Source organism: Bacillus sp. TCT6 (genome assembly GCF_056033845.1).
In genome coordinates this window covers 4,832,860-4,852,669 of record NZ_JBVYHX010000001.1, presented here as the reverse complement: position 1 = coordinate 4,852,669, position 19,810 = coordinate 4,832,860, and the positions used below count along the sequence as shown (strand labels likewise).

The following is a 19,810-nucleotide window of genomic DNA, read 5'->3' as shown; positions in this document are numbered from 1 at the left end:
TACACATTACCGTTCTAATGGGCGGTTCGTAGCCTCTTGCGTGAGGAAGTGAACCGCCCGTTAGAACGGGTTATATAAATAGAAGGAGGCGTTATAATGGAAGCAAATATTAATACGCAAGATGTGGGTGCGAAGAAGCCATCATTATTAGGAATGATTACTTCTCCAGGTGAGCAATTTGAGAGAATGAAGACGAGTAATGCAGTTTGGGGTGCATTTTGGCTACTTGTTTTAATAGCTGGGCTTGTTGGGGGATTTGCTGCTTATGTATATTCTCTAACACCTGAGGCAATTAAGCTTAATAAGGAATTAGGTGTTACTGTTTCAGCTGCAATGACATACGGTATGGGATTTGGGGTAATTGCTATTAGTATGGCATTTGTCTTTCTACTTAGTGCTGTGGTGTATAAAGTGTTAATGGTGTTTATAAGCAATGATACTTCTTATAAAAAATTATTAGCGATTACTGTATATTCAAGTGTTATTTCATTACTTGGTTTATTAATAAATACGATTTTAGCATATATTTTAGGTGGAACGGGTCAAGAAATGTACACTGGCCTAGAACCGATTTTCGCCTCAAGTAGTGGTGTTGTAAAAGGTATTGTAAGTAAATTTGAAGTGTTTACAATCTGGGGATATGCAGTTACATGGCTAGGTCTTCAAATTACAGCAGGTTTAACTAAAAAGCAGGCAACAATTATTACTATTGTTTTCTTTGTTTTAACTCTTGGAATGGGAGCTTTACAAGGTATGTTCCAATAAGGAAATAAAATAGAAAAGGTGACTCTTCAAGAGAGTCACCTTTTTTATTTTTACCCTTACTTCAAATACCACCAACAAAATTTCAAATACTATCTAGTGTAATTTCAAATTCCATCGGTAGTATTTGAAATTACTCACAGTGAAATCTTTCCCTTATTTTTATATTGTGAAGGTACCGCGGAATAATAGAAAGGTATACCTTTTAGAAACGGGTACTGTGTGAAGCCAGCGACTTTTAAAGAGGTAGTTGTTTTGTATGAAGGGATGATTGTAAATCAAATAAAGAAATTAGGTATTCGTAAAGATTATGAAGAGTATTATCAATGTGGTTTAATTGGTCTTTGGCATGCGTATGAAAGATTTGATGCGGAGAAGGGGTATTTCCCTGCATATGCACTTGTAACGGTGCGTGGTTATATATTAGAAAGATTGAAGAAAGAATCTACTTTGCAAGAAAGATGTGTATGTGTAGGTGAGTATGAAGAAATCTTTCATTTTGAAGATGTCGAAATAAGAGTGAAGGATTTTATGAGTGTGTTAGACGAGAAGGAGAAGTATATTATTTTTGAACGTTTTTTTGTAGGGAAGACGATGGGAGAAATCGCTTTAGAGACGGAAATGACATATTATCAAGTAAGATGGATGTATCGGCAAGCACTCGAGAAAATGCGAGATAGTGTAAGAGGATAAAAATAACAAATAGAATGGAAGGTAAGGAAATACTACCTTCCATTCTATTTGTTATTAAGGTGATGAATCTTGCATGTTCATTTGGGATAATACATATCCAGCTTTCCATAATTGCTGACTTAGCTTATGGGAACTAATTTGTATCGTTACGGTAGCTCCGTTTGAAAAATGAATTTTAGCTCGTTTAGCTTTTTTGAAAAACTCTATTGTATGAACATGTTTGAAGAAAAGCCAAATACAATTTGGAGAAGCAGGAGATTCTGTTGGGAAAGCGCAAATATATTCTCTATGATTGATCGGAATTGGAACGTTTTGTTTAAATTTAAATTTTGTTTTTACGGCATTACGTCTCCCTTGATAGGTAGAATGAATATTTGTTAGACAAGATTTCTGTATAAGTTGGAGAGCAGTCTGACAGGAGTAAAGATGGTTTCCGCTACTGTCGATGATTTTTGTACGGTAATAAGGGTGTTTACATGGTTCAAGCATCATTGTAGAATTAGAAATAAAAATGTTGTTTTCATTATCCATAATTCTATATCCTCCCTTATAATTCTCATTCTGAATATAATTATATATAAATTAAGTAAATTGATTGTTAATATTCTATTTCATATTGTAAATTTTGGCTATTCGTTTACAATCAATAGGTGATAGTCTTTCTAATTTGCATCGCTTGTACATATATATGAAAATAGAAAAGAGTAGGCGGTGATATAGTATGAAGAAAAAGTATATTATTATGGCTTTAGTTGTCATTCTCTTAGTATATTTAGCAAACAGCAATCCGAGTAAAGGCGAATATACAGAATGGGCAGCGAAGCAGTTTATGAAGCGTAATGATGTGAGTAAGAAGCTAGATGAAGTTCAAAAAGAGAATGAAGAGGGTCTCCTTGGCGACTTGGCATCGGCCGGTAAAAAGTTAGCGAAAAAGTATGTTGAGCCACAAGTTGGATTATTAATTGATCATTATACGAAGCGAAATGATTATATAATCTTCTCAACATATACGACTGAGTTTGATATAGGTGAAGAACATTATAAGTACGTATGCGTCGGTTTTTCAAAGATTTTTATTCCGATTGAAATGCCGAAGAAAAAAGACGAATCTGCAAAATGATGCAGATTCGTCTTTTTCATTTTATAGAGTAATTGGAATTTCAGATACATTTTTTTCTACAAGGCGAGCTCCCTTTTTTCTTGTATTTTCATCAATGGATGAAAATACAGATGAGGCAAGGATTGTATCCATTACTTGATTTACGACTTGTGCATCAATTGGTGTGATGGGCGTATCGATAGAAAAAACGACTGTTTTTCCATCTTCTTTCGCGAAAATCAACTCTAGTACTTGCATGTGTTATTCCCTCCTTTGTATTTATCAAGCTATTTACGGGATTCGGGTCTGCCGGTTAAATTGCGGGCTAATAATCAGTGGGGATGAATAAAATCCCCACTGATCTGAGTTTTACTTTATAGTTTAGAAAGATCTGATGTGCTTACAAGTTGTACAGCGTGAAGTGGTGATGCCTGTAAGGAAGCAAGAGCATGAGCTACGTTGTGTATTTGATCTAAGCTCGCATTTGTTTTAACACGTTTAAATTGTTTGCTCTTGAAAACTGTTTTGCCGTTCTTATCTAATCCGTTGTTTAATACTAGACGTAAAGTTAAATCCATTACGATTGTTTCAATTGCCATGTGTATCACCTCCTTTCACTTTATAAATAGGTTGCAAATGTCATGTTTTGGCGTGAAATTTTTTCTTTTTTTTGGTACCCTTAAAAGATTAAGAGAGGAGAATTCTGGATAATGAATCGTAAATGGTTATTTTGGATTCCTGTATTACTATGGATGGGGCTGATTTTCTATTCTTCGGCACAACCATATAAAAAGCAGGATATGCGTTCAGATATTGAACAATATGTAAATGTTGAATTTGTAAAAGAGCATTTTTCATGGGTATCTATTGATTATGGTGGAGGAACCCCTGTTAGTATTGCGAATAAAGGTGTAGGCGGATTTATTGAGTTTTTCCTTCGTAAAGGTGCTCATTTTATGGTGTTCTTTATGCTAGGTTCATTGATTTATTACGCTTTTCATCGATCAGGTCATTCGAGGAAAAGATGTTTTATATATGCCATTCTTTTCGTTGCGGGTTATGCAACATTTGATGAAATTCACCAATGGTATACGGGGGACCGTACACCAATGTGGCAAGATTCATTGCTTGATACGTGCGGCGGATTAACGGGAATTATAATAAGCAATTGGTTTTGGAATAGAAAAAAGCGCTAATCTCATTTCGAGATTAGCGCTTTTTTTGCGGGTAGTAAAACTTCCGGTAACCGACCTGATTCAAGTTTCACTTTATACACCAAGTAATTCTTTTAGTTCGTCTGTTGATAGTTCAGTCATCCAGCTATCGCTTGTGATGACCGCATTGTTTAGAGATTGTTTTCTTTCTAGCATTTCATCGATTTTTTCTTCTAATGTTCCTGTTGTAATGAGTTTGTGAACATGAACAAATCTTTTTTGACCAATGCGATATGCGCGGTCTGTTGCTTGATTTTCCACAGCTGGATTCCACCAACGATCGTAGTGAATGACATGGTTGGCAGCAGTTAAGTTTAATCCTGTTCCGCCAGCTTTTAAGGATAAGATGAAAATGTCATACGTTCCGTTTTGGAACTCCTCAATCATCTTGTCACGATCTTTTTTCGGTACACTACCGTTTAAGAAGAGGACACGCTGGCCAAATTGTTCTTCTAGCACACGTTTTAGCATGTTTCCCATGCCGATGTACTGAGTGAAGATGAGGCAACTTTCATTTTGATCTTTTATATTTTCGATGAGCTCCATTAACGTTTTTGTTTTCATAGAGCGTTCAACGACATTTTGTGGTTCTTCTTCTTTTAAATAAAGAGCAGGATGATTACAAATTTGTTTTAGCTTGTTCAACATAAGTAATATAAAGCCACGTCTTTCAATTCCGCTTAATCCTTCTACATTTTGCAGTGTATCTTGAACAAGTTGTTCATATAAGGAAGCTTGTTCACCAGTAAGAGGACAGTAAGCTTTTTGTTCTTGTTTATCTGGTAAATTTAATGCGACTGTTTGATCTTTCTTCGTTCGGCGCAGTAAAAATGGTGAGATAAACCGTTGAACTTGCTGGATTTTTCCTTCATCACGATCTTTTTCAATCGGTGTGACGAAGCGGCGTTGGAATTGTCCTAAGCTTCCGAGATATCCATGATTAATAAAGTCGAAAATGGACCAAAGTTCAGCGAGGCGATTTTCCATTGGTGTACCAGTTAAAGCGATTTTGTGATTTGCCTGCAAGTTTCGTACTGCTTTCGACTGTTTCGTATGTGGGTTCTTAATATTTTGTGCTTCATCCAAAATAACAGCATCCCAGCATAATGAAGTCAGTTCTTCCTCATCGAGTTGAGCCAATGCATAAGATGTTAATACAACATCTGCTGATTGAAGGAAATCTTCAAATGAATTGCCCTTCTCTCTATTACTTCCGTAATGTAATTGGACACATAAATTCGGTGCGAAACGCTCAAATTCTTTTTGCCAATTTCCAAGAACAGATGTCGGCGCTACGATTAATGCAGGGCCTGTTTTGAGATTGTTTTCTTTTATATATAGTAAGTAAGAGATTGTTTGAATACTTTTCCCGAGTCCCATATCGTCAGCTAGCAATGCTCCAAATCCAAGCTTTCGTAAATATAATAACCATTCAATACCATGTTGTTGATACGGACGAAGTGTTGCGTTTAGTGAAGTAGGGACATCTACCTTTGGAATATCTCCAATATGAAGCAGCTTTTGGAATAGTTCCTCATAATATCCATCTAGTTCGATTTCAATATCAGTAAACGGACTATCATCTTCTACAATTTCTGTTTCAGCCGTATTTGATAAATGTTGCTGCAGGACATCTTTCATCTCTAGTCCGTATTTATCGGCACGGTTCATGAGTTTCCTTACTTCTTCGATAAAGGCTGGATCTAGTCGCATCCATTGACCATTTATATTAAATAGACGTTTGTTTTGTTCAACGAGCTCGAAAAATTCGCTTTCTGATAAATCAATGCCGTTCGTCGAAATGCGCCAGTCAAAATTAACGAGCGTATTCATACCGAAGAACGATTGTGTTTGTGCTGTATTTTGCTTCAACTGGACACGTAATTTCGGTTTTGTTGCTTTTAAATTTTGCCACCATGATGGTAGTAAAATTGTAATGCCGGCTGCAAGTAATTCGTTGCTTGCATCTGTTAAGAAGTTCCAAGCTTCTGTTTCAAAGAGCTCATTTCGGAATGTATCTCCTTCTTTTAACCACGGTATGAGCTTACTAAAACCTTCTTGTGTTTCTGTAATCCGTTCTTCGTAATCGTGCCATCTTTTCGGTAAGGAATCGATGTTTTCATATACATATATGCGATGAGCCCCGCGCTTTGGTGTCACAATTGTTTCAAGCTTCCACATTTCAAATTCTTCTTGTGGTTCTTGTAGTCTTAGTCCGATTGTAAACGGAAGATCATCTTCAATATAACCGATTTTTCGAAGCCAATCTTCTTCATGTAGTGCTGTTTCCAATTGTCTTTTCGTAAAGTCGTAATGTTCATATAGCCTTTTAGCATCTTCCCAGCCGTCATTTGAGCGATTATCTTGTAATATGCTTTCATTAACTGCTGCTGAGAAAAGAGATGCTAATGTATCATCTTCAATTGGTGTATTTTGAACTTTCCAAGATGGCTGTTTAGGCCAATGATTCATATCTGGTACGAAGCTACCACTCGTAAAGGCGTCCCATAATTCATTTGCATCTTTCGTAAGTGCTGTAATAGGTCCGTTTATTTGCATATGTGCAAAGGAATTCATCGGTTTGTTTGCAATGTATTCAAAGGCTTGTGCATTTGTTAGGAGCACACCTTGTTTTCCTTCGAAGGTTGCTTCTTTTAGAGAAGTACCGTAGAAAGAAGTGGAGTGCCATGTGAATGCATTTCGCTTCCAACTTTTTACGGATAATGGAGTACCGCTGTCATCTTCTCCCCAAAGGAACCAACCTTGACTAACATGCTGGAGCCTAATTGTTACTTCAGTTTGATTGATCATCGATTAATTTTCCTTTCCGTAATTCCTCTTGTAGTGCACGCAGACGTGAATGGAGATTGGCGATGTGAATAATGAAAGCATCCCATTCATCGGTGCGTTTTAATCGTTTATACAATGTACGTAATTTCTTTAAGTAACGAACTGCGCGTTTATATGATTTACGATTTCGTTCTTCAATCGCCTCTACAGCAGCAAGATGGTAAAGAGGAAGTGCCACTTCTGGCGCTTCTTTTTCAATATCTTTCAGTGGCTCTTTCAACAGCTCAATTGCTTCAAATCCATATAGGAGATGAAGCTCTGCCCATGTACGATACTGTTTTTTCGCGAGTACGTACTGTTCATAGTTTGTGAAACTATACGGTAATAGTTCTTGTAAGATCATTTCGAAACCAGCTTGTTCATTTGTATGTGTTGCATATGTTTCATACATGATTACAAATAGCCGAACGACATCTTTTATGAAAATCGTATTTTCGTGATCTTGGATCGTTTTCTTTACTTGTTTATACGTAAAGGAAAGCCAGTTTTTTGCACGATCCCAATGCATGGCACTTAATAGTTCTTCTAACCAATAGAAGTATAGACTCACAACAGAAGCAGGCTGTTTTTTTAGTAAGTCCATCGCTAGTAGATCTTCGTCATTTAAAAAGAGAAGATGAGAAGACGCTAACGCTTTAGATAGTGGATTGATTTTCGTATCGATTCGTTTTTCTTCTTCTTGTATTTTCTCTTTATTGTTTAAAAGTTCACTCCATATGTGACGATAAATGAAAAATCGCTCTTGCGTATAAGCGTCGGTAGAGAAGAATACTTCATGAACGAGACGAGCTGTTTCTTGTAAAATTATTTTAGACTCTGAAGGAATCGCTTCTGATTGTAAGTCCCGAACGATGGATTCCACTTTGTCTACAAATAGGCGAATGACATTAACAGGTTGGTGATAAGAATATGTTTTGTTTGCTTCGAATGCCTGAATTTCTTCTAATAATTTTTGAAAGCAGTAAAGTGCTGCGTGTAACCTGAATAATTCATGTATCGCAATGACACGCGGAGCTTTCCGCTCAAGTTTCGTATAGAAATCTGTAAAGATACTCATAAGAAAATACATTTGTTTATAAGTAAGCCGAGCTTGTTCTTTTTTAAATGAATCATATTCTTTTTCAAAATATGATTCCCAACTTTTATAGTCAGTTTCTTCAAAAGCTGATGATTGCAATACTTGTCTTGCAGTTCGAATAGGGGGAAGGGAAGGTTTCGTATTATTTTTAAATAAAGTTAATACATCTCCTACTTGCCCGAAACTAGACGCTGCAGATAGTAATACAGCGAGCATATGCTCACATTGTGTTGGTGCGAAGCAATCACAATAGCTTTCAGCGACGTTACGAATCGGAATATGAACGCTATATACGTTGCCTTCCGCATCTACAGTTCCTGATAGTGTATAACCATCAAAGTCAACGTTATAGACAACACCACTACGATATAGGTGCCGAGCTGTAGCGACATGTTCCTGATCAGCTGTTTGCTGTGGATCTAGTCCTTGAACGAACTCATTCGCAATCATCATAATTTCATCTTTCGTAATTGAGTGTTGCAGCATAATATTCCTCCGTACACATATTTCTTTCCTTTACCATTATAAACAAAAAATGCTCAAAACAGAAAAAATGAAATTTGGATTACATAACTTGAAAATCATGGTAATATATAAAATGTTAATTTCGTATATTACTATATATTTATAGGAGGGGAAGTTGTGTCAGATTTACAAGCGAAGTTTGGTAATGGTATGAACAAGTTGCAAGAGGGAATTGAGCAAGGAAAGATGAAGTTGCAAGTTGCACAAGAGGTTGCACAACTAAAGAAAATTACGCAGGAGAAGTTACAAGCGAAAACTGAAATTTTGTTGGAGCTTGGTCAAACTACATATATGCAACTGCGCAATGATGAAGTTCGAATAGAGGTATTGAAAGGAATTGTAGAACCGGTACAAGAGCTTGATATTGCTATTTATAACATGCGTAAGCAAATTGCTAATTTGCAGAATCAAGGTCAGAAAGGGCAGTGTAGCTGTGGTGGCTCATTATCATTAAATGATAAATTTTGTGGACAGTGCGGGAAAGAAAATGAGTTACTCCTTCAAACAAACAATGTTGAAAATGAATCATGTTCTTCATGTAGTGAACAAATCGCAACAGAAGCTATATTCTGTCCAGTTTGTGGTATGAAGCAAAGTAAGGAGTGAGGAACATGTATTGTAAAACTTGTGGTTTAGAACAGTCTGATGTATCAAATTATTGTACGCATGATGGGTCTAGTACAGGTGGTGTAGCAAGTCATATTATATTAGCGCCTAAAGACTCAAAATATTGCCGAACTTGTGGAGTGGAAAGTAAAGAAACTGCTACATATTGTGAGAAATGCGGCGATTCCTTACTAGTAGGTATTACGAAAAAAGAAATGAAAACGAAATTACCAGACCAGGGTGTACAACTAAATGTGGGTTCATCTGGAATTGCTTTGAAAAAAGGCTTACTTGGTGGTGGTCTGGCAATTATATGCATGTTTTTGGCTGGCTGGATTAGTAGTTTAATTATCGATGCAGCGATGAATGATTTAATGAGAACGATGGTTACAAATACGAACGGTATGCTGGATATGACTACCATTAATCAATCTTTCATTGGCATAGCGCCATTAATTTTAATGTATCATTTAGCGGGTCTTGAAGTCAGTGGAAGTGGTACATACATAATGTCATTTATTCTTCATGTCCCATTGTTCATTTTATTAACTATTCCAGCACTTATATTAGGTGGAATTGGCTTTTTTGTAGAGAAAAAAACCCCGTCTATTGTTTGGCGTGAGAAGCTAGTAACAGCATGTATTATCGGTATTGTATATGGAATTTTCTTATGTGTTATAAGTTTTGTAGCAAGTTCTTCTACGACGATTTCTCAATTATATGAAACAATGACAATTAATGTTAGTTATTCTCATATTATTAGTTTGTTGTACGGTATTATATTTGGTTTATTATTTAGCTTTATTGGCATGAGTATTGCAGCGGGACCACATCGTATGCTTTCCGCAATTAGTCAAAGTGTTCCATATGCAGCATCTATTTATTATAGTGTAGTGACTGTTTTAAAAGGATTAATCATTACATTTGGTATTATACTTATTACGATTTTATTTAGTAGTTCAAAATCAATGGGACCAATTGATTTCCCTGAGAAAACATATAAAGCATTAATTTCATTAGAAGCAACACCGTATATGTGGAATATGGCTCACTTTGCTCCAACTGCAATTGAATGGGCGAACATGGAGAAAGAAATACAGAACTATCCAGGAGGAAAAGGGCCGTTACATTTATCATATACATCAGGCATATCATTAAATGGTACGTCTTTAAAAGATGTGGCAATTGCTAATGGTGCTTCTGCTAAAGAAATTAAATATATGGATGAGTTCAATTCCTACATGCATTGGTGGGGTTTATTAATTTTAATACCATGTATCTTACTATTTAGAGCTGGAATGAAATTAGCTCAATATCCAATTAAAAATATATATGTAACGATTGCGATGTTTAGTGCGGTTTATACTGTGATGATGCTTTGTGTAAATGGGTTAGCAAAAATCCAAATCGAAGCTTCAGGTAGTAAGGAAATTATGAAGGAATTTACGGGGATTTCTGGTCCGCTATTATCGATTCAAAGTAGCACGATGTATTTAATAGTAGGTAGCTTTATTCTTTCTTACGTATTAGTGTTTGCTGGGATGAAGTTGGTAAAAAAATAAGGGGGAGAATCGCTTGAAGTTTTGTGGAATATGTAATGAAAAAGTTGCAGACCATTTAAATTTTTGTCCAGAGTGTGGAAGTAAGATAGAAGAAATAGCTGATCAAACAGCTTCTTCTCGTTCAGAAATACAACGGGAAACAAAGCCGGTGAAAAGTAAGAAGAACATATTTTTACTGCTAGGTTTTCTTGTTATTTTTGCTATATTGTTCGGAGCATATAAATTTGGTGCAAGCAAGTTTTCAAAGGAAAAACAAGTAAACGTTATGATTGAGGCGTTTCAAAAGAAAGATGCGAATGCAATTGATGAGTTTGTAAAGGTAGATGATCCGAGCTTAAAGATTAAGGCAGAGGATATTAAGGCATATATCCGTTATTTAAAAGACAACCCTTCATATAATAAAGAGCTGCTGTCTTATTTACAAAGAGAGACAGTGGATCAAAAACTAGCAAGTGATAAAGCATCGTTTAAAGATGGACAAATTATAGAAGACGGAAAAGAATGGTTTTTATATCCGAAGTATAAATTTAGCATGAAATCGTATTATATGAATGTAAGTACAACTGCGAAGAATGCAGAAATATATGTGAATGATAAGAAAGAAGTAGAATTGTCTAATGACAAAACTTCAAAAGAAATTGGTCCATATTTTCCGGGTTCTTACGTTGTAAAGGCAAAAGCAAAGTCAGAGTTAACTGAGTTAGAAACAGAAAAAGAAGTAGATTTAGCAGATGAAAAAAGTGCGAAGGTAGATGTAAATTTATCATTAGAAGGCAATTATGTAACAATTTCCTCTGATGAAAATGATGCAAATGTAGTTGTGAATGGTAAGAAGCGTGGGAAGTTAAGCCGCGGAAGTTATAAACTTGGTCCTGTACCAACAGATGAAACGGTAGAAGTGTATTTAGAGAAAAATGCTGAGTTTGGCTTAATTAAATCAGAAAGCGTTAAAGTTGGAGACCAAAGCACGTATTACTTAAAATTCCCGAAAGAAACATCAAGTTCAGCAGTGGGCGAATTTGTAAAAAATCATATTTATGATAACGTACGTGCAATTTCATTAAATGATTTTAGTTTAATTGAAAATAATTATGATAAGAGCGGGAAATCGTATAAGGAAGACCGTGATTATATACAGTATTTACACAAAAAAGGAATTACAGAAGACTTATTAACGATGGAAGTTCGTAATGTAGAGCGTCAAAGTGATACGAAATATAAAGTAACGACATATGAAGAGTATCATATTCGTTACGGTGATGGATCTGTGAAGTTCAAAAGTTTTAACAACGAACATATTGTAACTGTGAATGGAAATGGAAAGATGTTGTATCATTCTCTTGGTGCAAATAATACGTTGAAATCAGAAGATGTATCTGGTCCAACTCGTTAATATGAGAGAGGCTGTTCAATATTTGAACAGCCTCTTTTTGTAGCTAAATCGATATTTCGTGTCAAACCGTTGATATATCGTAAGTTATGATAGATATAATTGAAAAATCGTTGATATATTGCGATTTATGATAGATATATTCGGAAAATCGTTGATATCTTTTTTTACAATTATGAGTGCGTTTCCTTTAATATCGCTTGTACATATGGATCATGTAATATTTGCTCTATAATTGGTAACATGTTTTGTTCAAATGGAATGTCGATAGGAAATGGCTTTTGAGAGCCTGGTTTTATTCCATATTGCACAATTTTGTAATGTGTATTTTTTTCTGACTTGAGCACAATTAGCTTATAGCGATTATCATCGCCAGCGAGTGAGAAATCAATAGAAGTAGCGTTATATGTTACTTCATCTTTATATATGTACGGTTTTGGCGTACCAATCCAGTCTATTTTTGCTTGTACATTCATAGGCATAGCCTCCTTATATGTATTATAAATAAATAAAAGCCAGCTCTCAATAAAGAGAACCGGCTTGTAATTTAGCAGTCATTGGTTATTTTAAAATTTTCACTTTAACAGTTTTGCGGCCCCATTTTTGAGCAGCACTATCTGATCCAAGTAAGATATCGATACGGTTACCTTTAATTGCACCACCAGTATCTCCAGCGATAGCTTCTCCGTAACCTTCTACCCATACTTTAGATCCTAATGGGATTACTTTCGGGTCAACAGCAATCATTTTCATGTTTGGATTCGCAGTTAAATCATGACCCATTGCAGTTAATACACGGCCGCCATATGTGCCACCGTTTTCGCTCGGATGAGCTGTATATGCTGTAGCTACAACTGTTAACTCACGACCACCAGATGGTTCGCTAGTTTCAGCAGCTTTCACAGTAGGCTTAGCAGCTGGTTTTGCTTGTGCTGCAGGTGTGTGAGCCTTAGCTGGTGCTTCAGCTTTAGCAGGAGCAGTTGTTTCTTGTTTCTCAATTACAGGTGCTGTACCTGTTAAGAAAGGAACATGAACATAAGCTGTTTTCCCGTTATATTCAAATTGTAACCACTCATTTTGTACTTGGTTCGTTGTTTCGATTACATCGTCTTTCTTCAACTTTCCAAGAATTTCTGAGTTTGTGTTCGCTTCAGCACGTACGTTTAATACGTTAGCTGTTACGTAGTAGATGCTTTTTGTGAACTCTGCACTTACGAATGCGTCTTTACCGTCTAAAGTAACTTTTGACCATCCGTTCTCTGTATTTTGAACATCTATTTTATTACCGTTTAGTAATTTACCGACAACTTTTGATTCAGTAGTAGGGTTTTCGCGTACGTTTAGTACGTCTGTTGTTACAACAGTTTCTGCATTAGCAGATGATGTGAAAATCCCAAGACCAAAAACTGCTGCTGTTGCTATTCCAATTAATTTTTTCATGATAGCCTCCATTGCGTTTGTTTTCGTGTCCTCATTATAGCAACAGATTTTTTCGGATTTGGGGAAAACACACAATTACAAACCATTCGTAATCAGTCGTTAATATCCTGTAATATAACAAAAAATATAGGAAAGCGTTTTTCATTCTATATGACTCATAGGTTGCTGGTTATATTCAAAATATTTAATACAACATATTTTTTTCGACGTAAATAAAAATATTACAGGAATGTTACATGATGTTTACTAAACGATTACATTCCTTGAGTATTTTACCGTTTTATGGGTAATATAGTTATATAAACATAAACATTTTGTTTGTGAAGCTATAAACACGTGCTATATACTAGCAAAAAAACCGCATAATTGTTACAAAACGAAAGGGTTGCAAGGAAGAAATTCGCCCTTTTTTACATATGTAACACATCCTTTTTTAGGAAAATACATTCCTATCCGCGTTTTTCTCACACAATTTGACAGCAGTATTTCTAACTTGTAGCTCTTGCAGAGTGAAAAGGTTATACGAAAGGTAAGGCTGTCTATAAGAATTCGAATTGGTGAAGGTGAAAGTAAGAAAATCACCGCAAAATTATAGTTTTCTATCCGATTTTACATATCGGAATTTATGTTATTTACAAAAGCGAAACCTACGAAGGGGGATTTGATGAGGAAACTGACAAAAACATTCATCGTTTCATTAACATTATGTATTGCATTTACAATTTGGGGGATTATTCCCGAATCTATTATTGGAAAAGGTAGCTTAGGAAATGTAACAACTGCAATTCAAACTGCATTAGTTAGTAAGTTTGGGTGGTTTTATATTATTTCCGTTTCTATTATTTTAGGTGTGTCTATCTTTTTAATTGTTTCGAAATACGGTTCTATTCGTTTAGGTAAAGATGATGACGAACCTGATTATAGTTATATGACATGGTTTGCTATGCTATTTAGTGCTGGTATGGGTATCGGCTTAGTTTTCTGGGGCGTTGCTGAACCATTAAACCATTTGTACGCACCTCCGTTTGGAGAAGGTGCAACTGAGGAAAGTGCGCGCCTTGCATTGCGTTTTTCATTTTTCCATTGGGGATTACATCCTTGGGGACTATATGCGTTTGTAGCGTTATGTATTGCTTATTTTACCTTTAGAAAAGGAAAAGCAAGTACGATTAGTGCGACGGTAGGTCCGTTATTTAAGGGCGGGGAACACGGACGTATTGCTCATTCATTTGATGTGTTAGCTGTTTTCGCAACTGTGTTTGGTGTTGCAACTTCATTAGGTCTCGGTGCAAAACAAATTGCAGGTGGTGTTAGCTATTTAACATCTATTCCGAATTCATTAACGACACAGTTAGTTATTATTGCAATCGTAACAGTTCTTTTCATGTTATCTGCACAAACAGGTCTTGATAAAGGAATTAAATATTTAAGTAATACGAACATTATTTTTGCATTTGCACTTATGATCATTGTATTATTTGCAGGTCCAACAAACTTTATTATGAATTACTTCACTTCAACAATAGGTTCTTATATTCAGGAATTGCCAAGTATGAGTTTCCGTTTAAGTCCATTGGATGAAGGCGGAAATCAATGGATTCAGTCATGGACAATTTTCTATTGGGCATGGTGGATTGCATGGTCACCGTTCGTAGGTACGTTTATTGCTCGTGTTTCACGAGGTCGTACAATTCGTGAGTTTGTTATCGGTGTGTTACTTGTACCGACCGTAATCGGTGCGCTTTGGTTCTCCGTTTTCGGCGGGACTGGTATTCACATGGAGCTGTTTGGTGATGCACATATCTTTGAAAAAATTAAAGAGATGGGAACAGAAGTAGGATTGTTTGCTATGTTCGATCAGATGGGAAGCTTTGGATCAGCTTTATCTGTTTTAGCGATTCTTCTTATTTCTACATTCTTTATTACATCGGCAGACTCTGCAACATTTGTTTTAGGAATGTTAACGACACATGGTAGTTTAAACCCACCAAATCGTATTAAAATGATTTGGGGTATCGTTCTAGCCGCGATAGCTTCTACCTTATTATATATTGGCGGATTAGAAGCCTTACAAACGGCAGCTATCATTGCAGCATTCCCATTCGTCTTTGTTATTTTCTTTATGATGGCAGCATTATTTAAAGAGTTACAAAAAGAAGGACGTATGAAGCGTCATTAATAATAGAAGGAAAAGAGCTGATTTTATATCAGCTCTTTTTTTATCCCTCTATTTGTTGGCTGATTAAAGTTTCACTTTATATAGAAGGAATTTGAAATGCGGGTAAGGGAAATAAAATACTTTACTATATAAGTAGTATGCCTTTTATACGAAGAAAAAACGATGGGTTTCGACAATATTCGATATCTTACGAATTCTATTCGTATTTTTGTCAAAAATATGTCGGAAATGTGTTGTCACTTTTATGTATATGTGCTATATTATTTCCTGTAAGCGATTTCAAATAGTTTTAAAGCGCATTCAAGGGGGACATCTAGAATAATGAAACGTTACGAAAGAAAGTGGAAGCATATTTGTTTGAAACGTGTGGCACATCGTAGTGTCCAAGAAAGCACGGAACCTAAGACTGAAACGCGCAAAGAACAGCAAGAGAAGCAATTGGTTCTACAAAAATAGCAATCACTTTTTCGTATATAAATGAAGGTCGATCGTTCGTTGGGGGATGGACGTGAAATTACTTTCAGCTAAGGGGTATTGTCTGATATATAATTTATACGGCAATAAATAAGCACAGAGCATACGGCGCTCTGTGCTTATTTTTATTTATCTTTTTTAAATCGAACTGTCTTATCCCAGCCGATGACTTGTTTCTTGCTCTTTGCACGTAAATATAAGATTAAGCTGCGAATAAATAAGTACGTAAAGAGCTGTGCATACGTAAAGTACATAATAACGCTAATAAAAATATTAGTCGGTGTAAAGGTTCGTTCGACACTCTGGGCACTAAATAATTGTGAAACATATGTAATATATGCTACATACCACATAAATAGTAGCGGAATGCTATATTGAATTTGGAATATCCCGAGTAGCCCAATTACAAACCAAACGTTTGAAATGATTAGGAATAGCCAAAATACAACATACACTAGAACTTGTTGTAAGGAATGAACGAGCAGTTTTCCTTTAAAGAAACTTAATGACGAGAACATTTTTTCTAAAATGTATAAATTTCCTTGGAGCCAACGTGTACGTTGTTTAATAAGAATTTTTAAATGCTCTGGTTCTTGTTCCCAAGTAACTGATTCTGGGACGATTGGTAAGAGATAACCTTTTTGTGTAATTCGTAATGTTAATTCAGCATCTTCTGCAATTGCATAAGGGTCATAGCCACCAAGCTCTTCTAGTGCTGAGCGACGAAGAAGCATATTTGTTCCTGTTAGTGAACCCGTTTGGAATAGTAACCAGCGTCCAGATTGCATAAGGAGCTGGAAGATTTGAAATTCTAGCGAAATCATTCGCGTCAACCAGTTTCTTTTTTCATTTACAGTACGAACGTGTCCAACTGCTCCAACCGCATCTTCAGTTGTTTCAGCGTGCTCTACAAGCATTCGCAGTGCGTGTGGTTCAGGTTGGTTATCTGCATCGTAAACACAGAAGTATTCACCATCTGAAATACTAAGCCCATAGTTTAGTACACGTGATTTACCCTTCGGTTCACCGGAGGGAACACGAATGTGGCGAATATGAGCATAAGCTTTGTCGAAATCATCGCCGATTTCAGGTGTTTCATCTTGAGAGTTATCATTTAATAAATAAATAGTTAGCTTTCCTGGATATTCAATCTTCGCCATCGCCTCTAAAGTATCTTTAATAACGACCCCTTCATTATGGGCAGGTATGAAAATATCGACGCTAGGATAATGTTCTAGTGTACGATCTTTTCGTTTGCTATTTCGGTGAATTAGGCCCGCGATTGTTAAGAAAGAGTAGTAAACGAGTAAGCCAGAGAATAGAAAGGCCGTAAAAATAAGTACATATTTAATTGAAAATGTGATACTGATCCAAAAAACGAGTACGCAAAACAGAAGAAATAAAAGAAGTATAACGAGAGTCATCATAACAATGTCTGTCCTTTGTTTCCAATTTGCTCGCTTGAAATTTTTATATCTTGGATTGCTTCAGCTGCAAGCCATTTTTCTAATTTTGGCTGTAGACGGTTCATTACTATATCTGCACCAGCCTCATTTGTGTTCTGTAATAAAATAACTAATGTACTCTCATCATATTCAGCAGCAAGGTCAAAATCATTCCTTACCGTTTCAACTAATAAGGAAGCTACACGATCCATAACACTTTCCTTCGTATATTTACTAAAGGAAGTGAAATCAAAGTAAACGATAACGCCTGTTTCATTACGACGATTCATTGCAGTCGTTAATAACGCTTGGCGTCTCTCGAATTCTTGTCTAGTTAATAATTTTGATTCTCCAATATATTGTTCCAACGTTCTCACACGCTCAGTTAAAGTTTTATTTTCATGAATCACTTTTTTCAATAGGTGAGTTGTTATATATACAATGAAGAAGTTAGCTACCATCAGGAAGTGGGTAATCATATATTGCCATTGATCTGATGTACTCCATAAATGAAGCCATGCTTGATAAAATAAATAAAATACGGAAATAATGGTTCCTAGTATGAAGAAAATAAATGCTGTTTTATCAGCTAAAAATAAGAATAGTACATTTACGATTACATATATTATTGTAAAAATGAGCGCATGCTCATAATTCGTCACATGTACAGTAGTAAAATAAAATACAATTTGTAGAATCCACATAGAGAGGATTTTATAGAACTTATCTTTCACAAAACTTTCCTCCTTAAAGCTATTTCATCCATAGATACTTGTAGTATGCGCAATTATTAAGAAATTGACTATGTCGTTAAATTCTTTTGAAGGGCAACAACAAGTAGTATCTCTATTTTCATAAGAAAAATAAAAAGACTTAAACATTATTGTATCATAATGTTCTCATATTTGGGATAAGGTGATTGATAGATACATAAAAGGCGTTTGGAGTGCATGAAAAAAGTCTTCTCTTGGAGAAAGAGAAGACTCTATATAAGTTTATAGGAACATCATACCTGCAACTGCTGCATTTAAGAAGTTAGCTAATGTACCAGCGATAACTGCTTTAATCCCTAATTGTGCAATTTGTTTACGGCGAGTAGGAGCTAGCGTTCCTGTTACACCTAATTGAATTGCAATAGAAGAGAAGTTTGCGAATCCACAGATTGCGAATGTTAAAATTAGATTTGTTTTGTCAGAGAACTCTGCCATATGTGGTCCTAAGTTTGCGTATGCAACGAATTCGTTGATTGCAAGTTTTTGACCGATAAAGCTTGCTGCTTGTACAGCTTCACCTGGAGAAACCCCGATTAAGATTGCAAATGGTGATAATAAGTAACCGAAGATTAAATCAAGGCTAAGTTTAATATGGAATAAAGACCCAACTAATCCTAATAGACCATTTAATAAAGCGATTAATGCAATGAAAGCCATTAACATTGCTGCTACGTTAATAACAAGTTGCATACCTTCAGATGCACCACGTGCAGCTGCGTCGATAACGTTTGCGTCTTCACGTTCTGTAGAAAGTTCAACGTTATTATCTACTTTTTCTGTCTCTGGCATGATTAGTTTCGCAATTAATAAGCTTGATGGAGCTGCCATAATTGCAGCTGCTAATAAGTGCTCTAACGGAATACCCATTGCTGCATAGCCGACAAGAACTGATCCGGCAACAGCTGTCATACCGCTTACCATAATAGTGAAGAATTCACTATTTGTTAAGCGTGCTAAGTAAGGTTTAATTAAGATTGGAGCTTCAGTTTGTCCTAAAAATACAGTCGTTACTGAGTTTAAGCTTTCTGCTTTAGAAGTTCCAAGAAGTTTACTTAATGCACCACCAACGACGCTAACAAATTTCTGCATAATACCGAAATGATATAAGATTGCTACTAATGAACTAATAAATACGATTGGAAGTAGTGCTTGAATAAAGAATACAAATCCCCAAGGTCCTTTTGCGTTGACTAAATCCCCAGCAACGAACTTAATTCCCTCGTAAGAAAAATTAATTAATCCTTGAACACCGTCAGCAGCGTGTTTTAAACCTGCTTTACCAGCATCCCATCGTAATACGATAAATGAAAATGACATTTGTAATGCTAGCGCAATTAAAATTGTGCGCCAATTAATAGCTTTGCGGTTGGAAGATAGTAAGAAAGCAATTGCTAATACTCCAATCACGCCGCCAATTCCCCATAAAAGATTCATGCAGTGTATGCTCCTTCCTCATAGTAAAAACAGTGTATAAACCAGTTGTCTATACATTTACGAATATAACATCTTAAGTAACTTATCATAATGGACATCGGAGGTCAAACGTCTAATGAAAAGTTTAAATAAAAAGAAAATTCTTCAAAAAAACACATATAAAATAAATAGACATGAAATAGGTTATGTTTTTTATGAAAATATATACATTATGATAACGTTATGCATTGTTTTTGCAGAATAAAGTGTATGAAATAGAAGAATGGATACATTATTTTGTAGAGAG

Annotated in this window: 18 protein-coding genes; 8 read left to right on the top strand and 10 right to left on the bottom strand. The window is 35.7% G+C overall.

Annotated features, from left to right (window positions below):
* The first annotated feature begins 96 nt into the window (after nt 1-96).
* Nucleotides 97-765, top strand: coding sequence for a YknW family membrane protein (gene yknW / locus AC0ONG_RS24985; RefSeq protein WP_000387928.1), 669 nt, complete (start codon nt 97-99; stop codon nt 763-765).
* Nucleotides 766-984: 219 nt separating this feature from the next.
* Nucleotides 985-1,455 carry a sigma-70 family RNA polymerase sigma factor gene (locus AC0ONG_RS24980; RefSeq protein ID WP_014894861.1) on the top strand — a complete coding sequence of 157 codons (471 nt, stop codon included), beginning with the start codon at nt 985-987 and terminating at the stop codon, nt 1,453-1,455.
* Nucleotides 1,456-1,509: 54 nt separating this feature from the next.
* Here AC0ONG_RS24980 and AC0ONG_RS24975 read toward each other — a convergent pair whose 3' ends face one another.
* Complete coding sequence (locus tag AC0ONG_RS24975; protein ID WP_474204391.1) at nt 1,510-1,986, bottom strand: competence protein ComK; 477 nt, start codon at nt 1,984-1,986, stop codon at nt 1,510-1,512.
* 190 nt (nt 1,987-2,176) lie between these two features.
* On the opposite strand from AC0ONG_RS24975, the gene AC0ONG_RS24970 reads away from it, so the two are divergent.
* On the top strand, nt 2,177-2,575 hold the full coding sequence (locus AC0ONG_RS24970; protein ID WP_474204389.1) for a DUF4359 domain-containing protein: 399 nt from the start codon (nt 2,177-2,179) through the stop codon (nt 2,573-2,575).
* Between the two features lie 21 nt (nt 2,576-2,596).
* Here the strand turns inward: AC0ONG_RS24970 and AC0ONG_RS24965 are convergent, their stop codons facing one another.
* The gene (locus AC0ONG_RS24965; RefSeq protein WP_001197592.1) at nt 2,597-2,812 is read right to left on the bottom strand and encodes a DUF2922 domain-containing protein; all 216 of its coding nucleotides are present in this window, start codon (nt 2,810-2,812) and stop codon (nt 2,597-2,599) included.
* Between the two features lie 116 nt (nt 2,813-2,928).
* A complete protein-coding gene (locus AC0ONG_RS24960) occupies nt 2,929-3,153 on the bottom strand; it encodes a DUF1659 domain-containing protein (protein ID WP_000963859.1) in 225 nt (74 codons plus the stop codon).
* 111 nt (nt 3,154-3,264) lie between these two features.
* Here AC0ONG_RS24960 and AC0ONG_RS24955 point away from each other — a divergent pair, with 111 nt between their 5' ends.
* Nucleotides 3,265-3,750 (top strand): VanZ family protein, encoded by a 486-nt coding sequence (locus tag AC0ONG_RS24955; protein WP_001080704.1) that lies wholly within the window; start codon nt 3,265-3,267, stop codon nt 3,748-3,750.
* A gap of 72 nt (nt 3,751-3,822) precedes the next feature.
* Here AC0ONG_RS24955 and AC0ONG_RS24950 read toward each other — a convergent pair whose 3' ends face one another.
* Complete coding sequence (locus AC0ONG_RS24950; protein ID WP_000610096.1) at nt 3,823-6,579, bottom strand: DEAD/DEAH box helicase; 2,757 nt, start codon at nt 6,577-6,579, stop codon at nt 3,823-3,825.
* Complete coding sequence (locus AC0ONG_RS24945; RefSeq protein WP_017763767.1) at nt 6,563-8,182, bottom strand: SWIM zinc finger family protein; 1,620 nt, start codon at nt 8,180-8,182, stop codon at nt 6,563-6,565. Before AC0ONG_RS24945 ends, AC0ONG_RS24950 begins: the two co-directional genes overlap by 17 nt.
* Before the next feature lie 156 nt (nt 8,183-8,338).
* Between AC0ONG_RS24945 and AC0ONG_RS24940 the strand changes: the two genes are divergently transcribed.
* The 3 genes from AC0ONG_RS24940 to AC0ONG_RS24930 are packed head-to-tail and all read left to right on the top strand — an operon-like array spanning nt 8,339 to nt 11,782.
* Nucleotides 8,339-8,827: a zinc ribbon domain-containing protein gene (locus AC0ONG_RS24940; RefSeq protein WP_001281736.1), complete on the top strand. Its 489-nt coding sequence runs from the start codon at nt 8,339-8,341 to the stop codon at nt 8,825-8,827.
* Between the two features lie 5 nt (nt 8,828-8,832).
* On the top strand, nt 8,833-10,389 hold the full coding sequence (locus tag AC0ONG_RS24935) for a zinc ribbon domain-containing protein (RefSeq protein WP_086398035.1): 1,557 nt from the start codon (nt 8,833-8,835) through the stop codon (nt 10,387-10,389).
* 13 nt (nt 10,390-10,402) lie between these two features.
* Nucleotides 10,403-11,782, top strand: a complete 1,380-nt coding sequence (locus AC0ONG_RS24930; protein WP_474204385.1) for a zinc ribbon domain-containing protein — start codon at nt 10,403-10,405, stop codon at nt 11,780-11,782.
* Between the two features lie 170 nt (nt 11,783-11,952).
* Here AC0ONG_RS24930 and AC0ONG_RS24925 read toward each other — a convergent pair whose 3' ends face one another.
* Together AC0ONG_RS24925 and AC0ONG_RS24920 are read right to left on the bottom strand one after the other, a co-directional pair.
* A complete protein-coding gene (locus AC0ONG_RS24925) occupies nt 11,953-12,255 on the bottom strand; it encodes a DUF3910 family protein (protein WP_001102514.1) in 303 nt (100 codons plus the stop codon).
* 85 nt (nt 12,256-12,340) lie between these two features.
* The gene (locus AC0ONG_RS24920) at nt 12,341-13,219 is read right to left on the bottom strand and encodes a cell wall-binding protein EntA (protein ID WP_000733338.1); all 879 of its coding nucleotides are present in this window, start codon (nt 13,217-13,219) and stop codon (nt 12,341-12,343) included.
* A 664-nt stretch (nt 13,220-13,883) separates the two neighbouring features.
* On the opposite strand from AC0ONG_RS24920, the gene opuD reads away from it, so the two are divergent.
* Complete coding sequence (gene opuD / locus AC0ONG_RS24915; protein WP_001230116.1) at nt 13,884-15,398, top strand: glycine betaine transporter OpuD; 1,515 nt, start codon at nt 13,884-13,886, stop codon at nt 15,396-15,398.
* 599 nt (nt 15,399-15,997) lie between these two features.
* On the opposite strand, the gene AC0ONG_RS24910 is transcribed toward opuD, so the two are convergent.
* From AC0ONG_RS24910 to AC0ONG_RS24900, 3 genes are all read right to left on the bottom strand, one after another.
* Nucleotides 15,998-17,299, bottom strand: coding sequence for a glycosyltransferase family 2 protein (locus AC0ONG_RS24910; protein WP_000988755.1), 1,302 nt, complete (start codon nt 17,297-17,299; stop codon nt 15,998-16,000).
* Nucleotides 17,296-18,051, bottom strand: coding sequence for a diguanylate cyclase domain-containing protein (locus tag AC0ONG_RS24905; RefSeq protein ID WP_000653231.1), 756 nt, complete (start codon nt 18,049-18,051; stop codon nt 17,296-17,298). Before AC0ONG_RS24905 ends, AC0ONG_RS24910 begins: the two co-directional genes overlap by 4 nt.
* A 261-nt stretch (nt 18,052-18,312) precedes the next feature.
* Nucleotides 18,313-19,524, bottom strand: a complete 1,212-nt coding sequence (locus AC0ONG_RS24900; RefSeq protein ID WP_001051018.1) for a NupC/NupG family nucleoside CNT transporter — start codon at nt 19,522-19,524, stop codon at nt 18,313-18,315.
* Nucleotides 19,525-19,810: the final 286 nt, after the last annotated feature.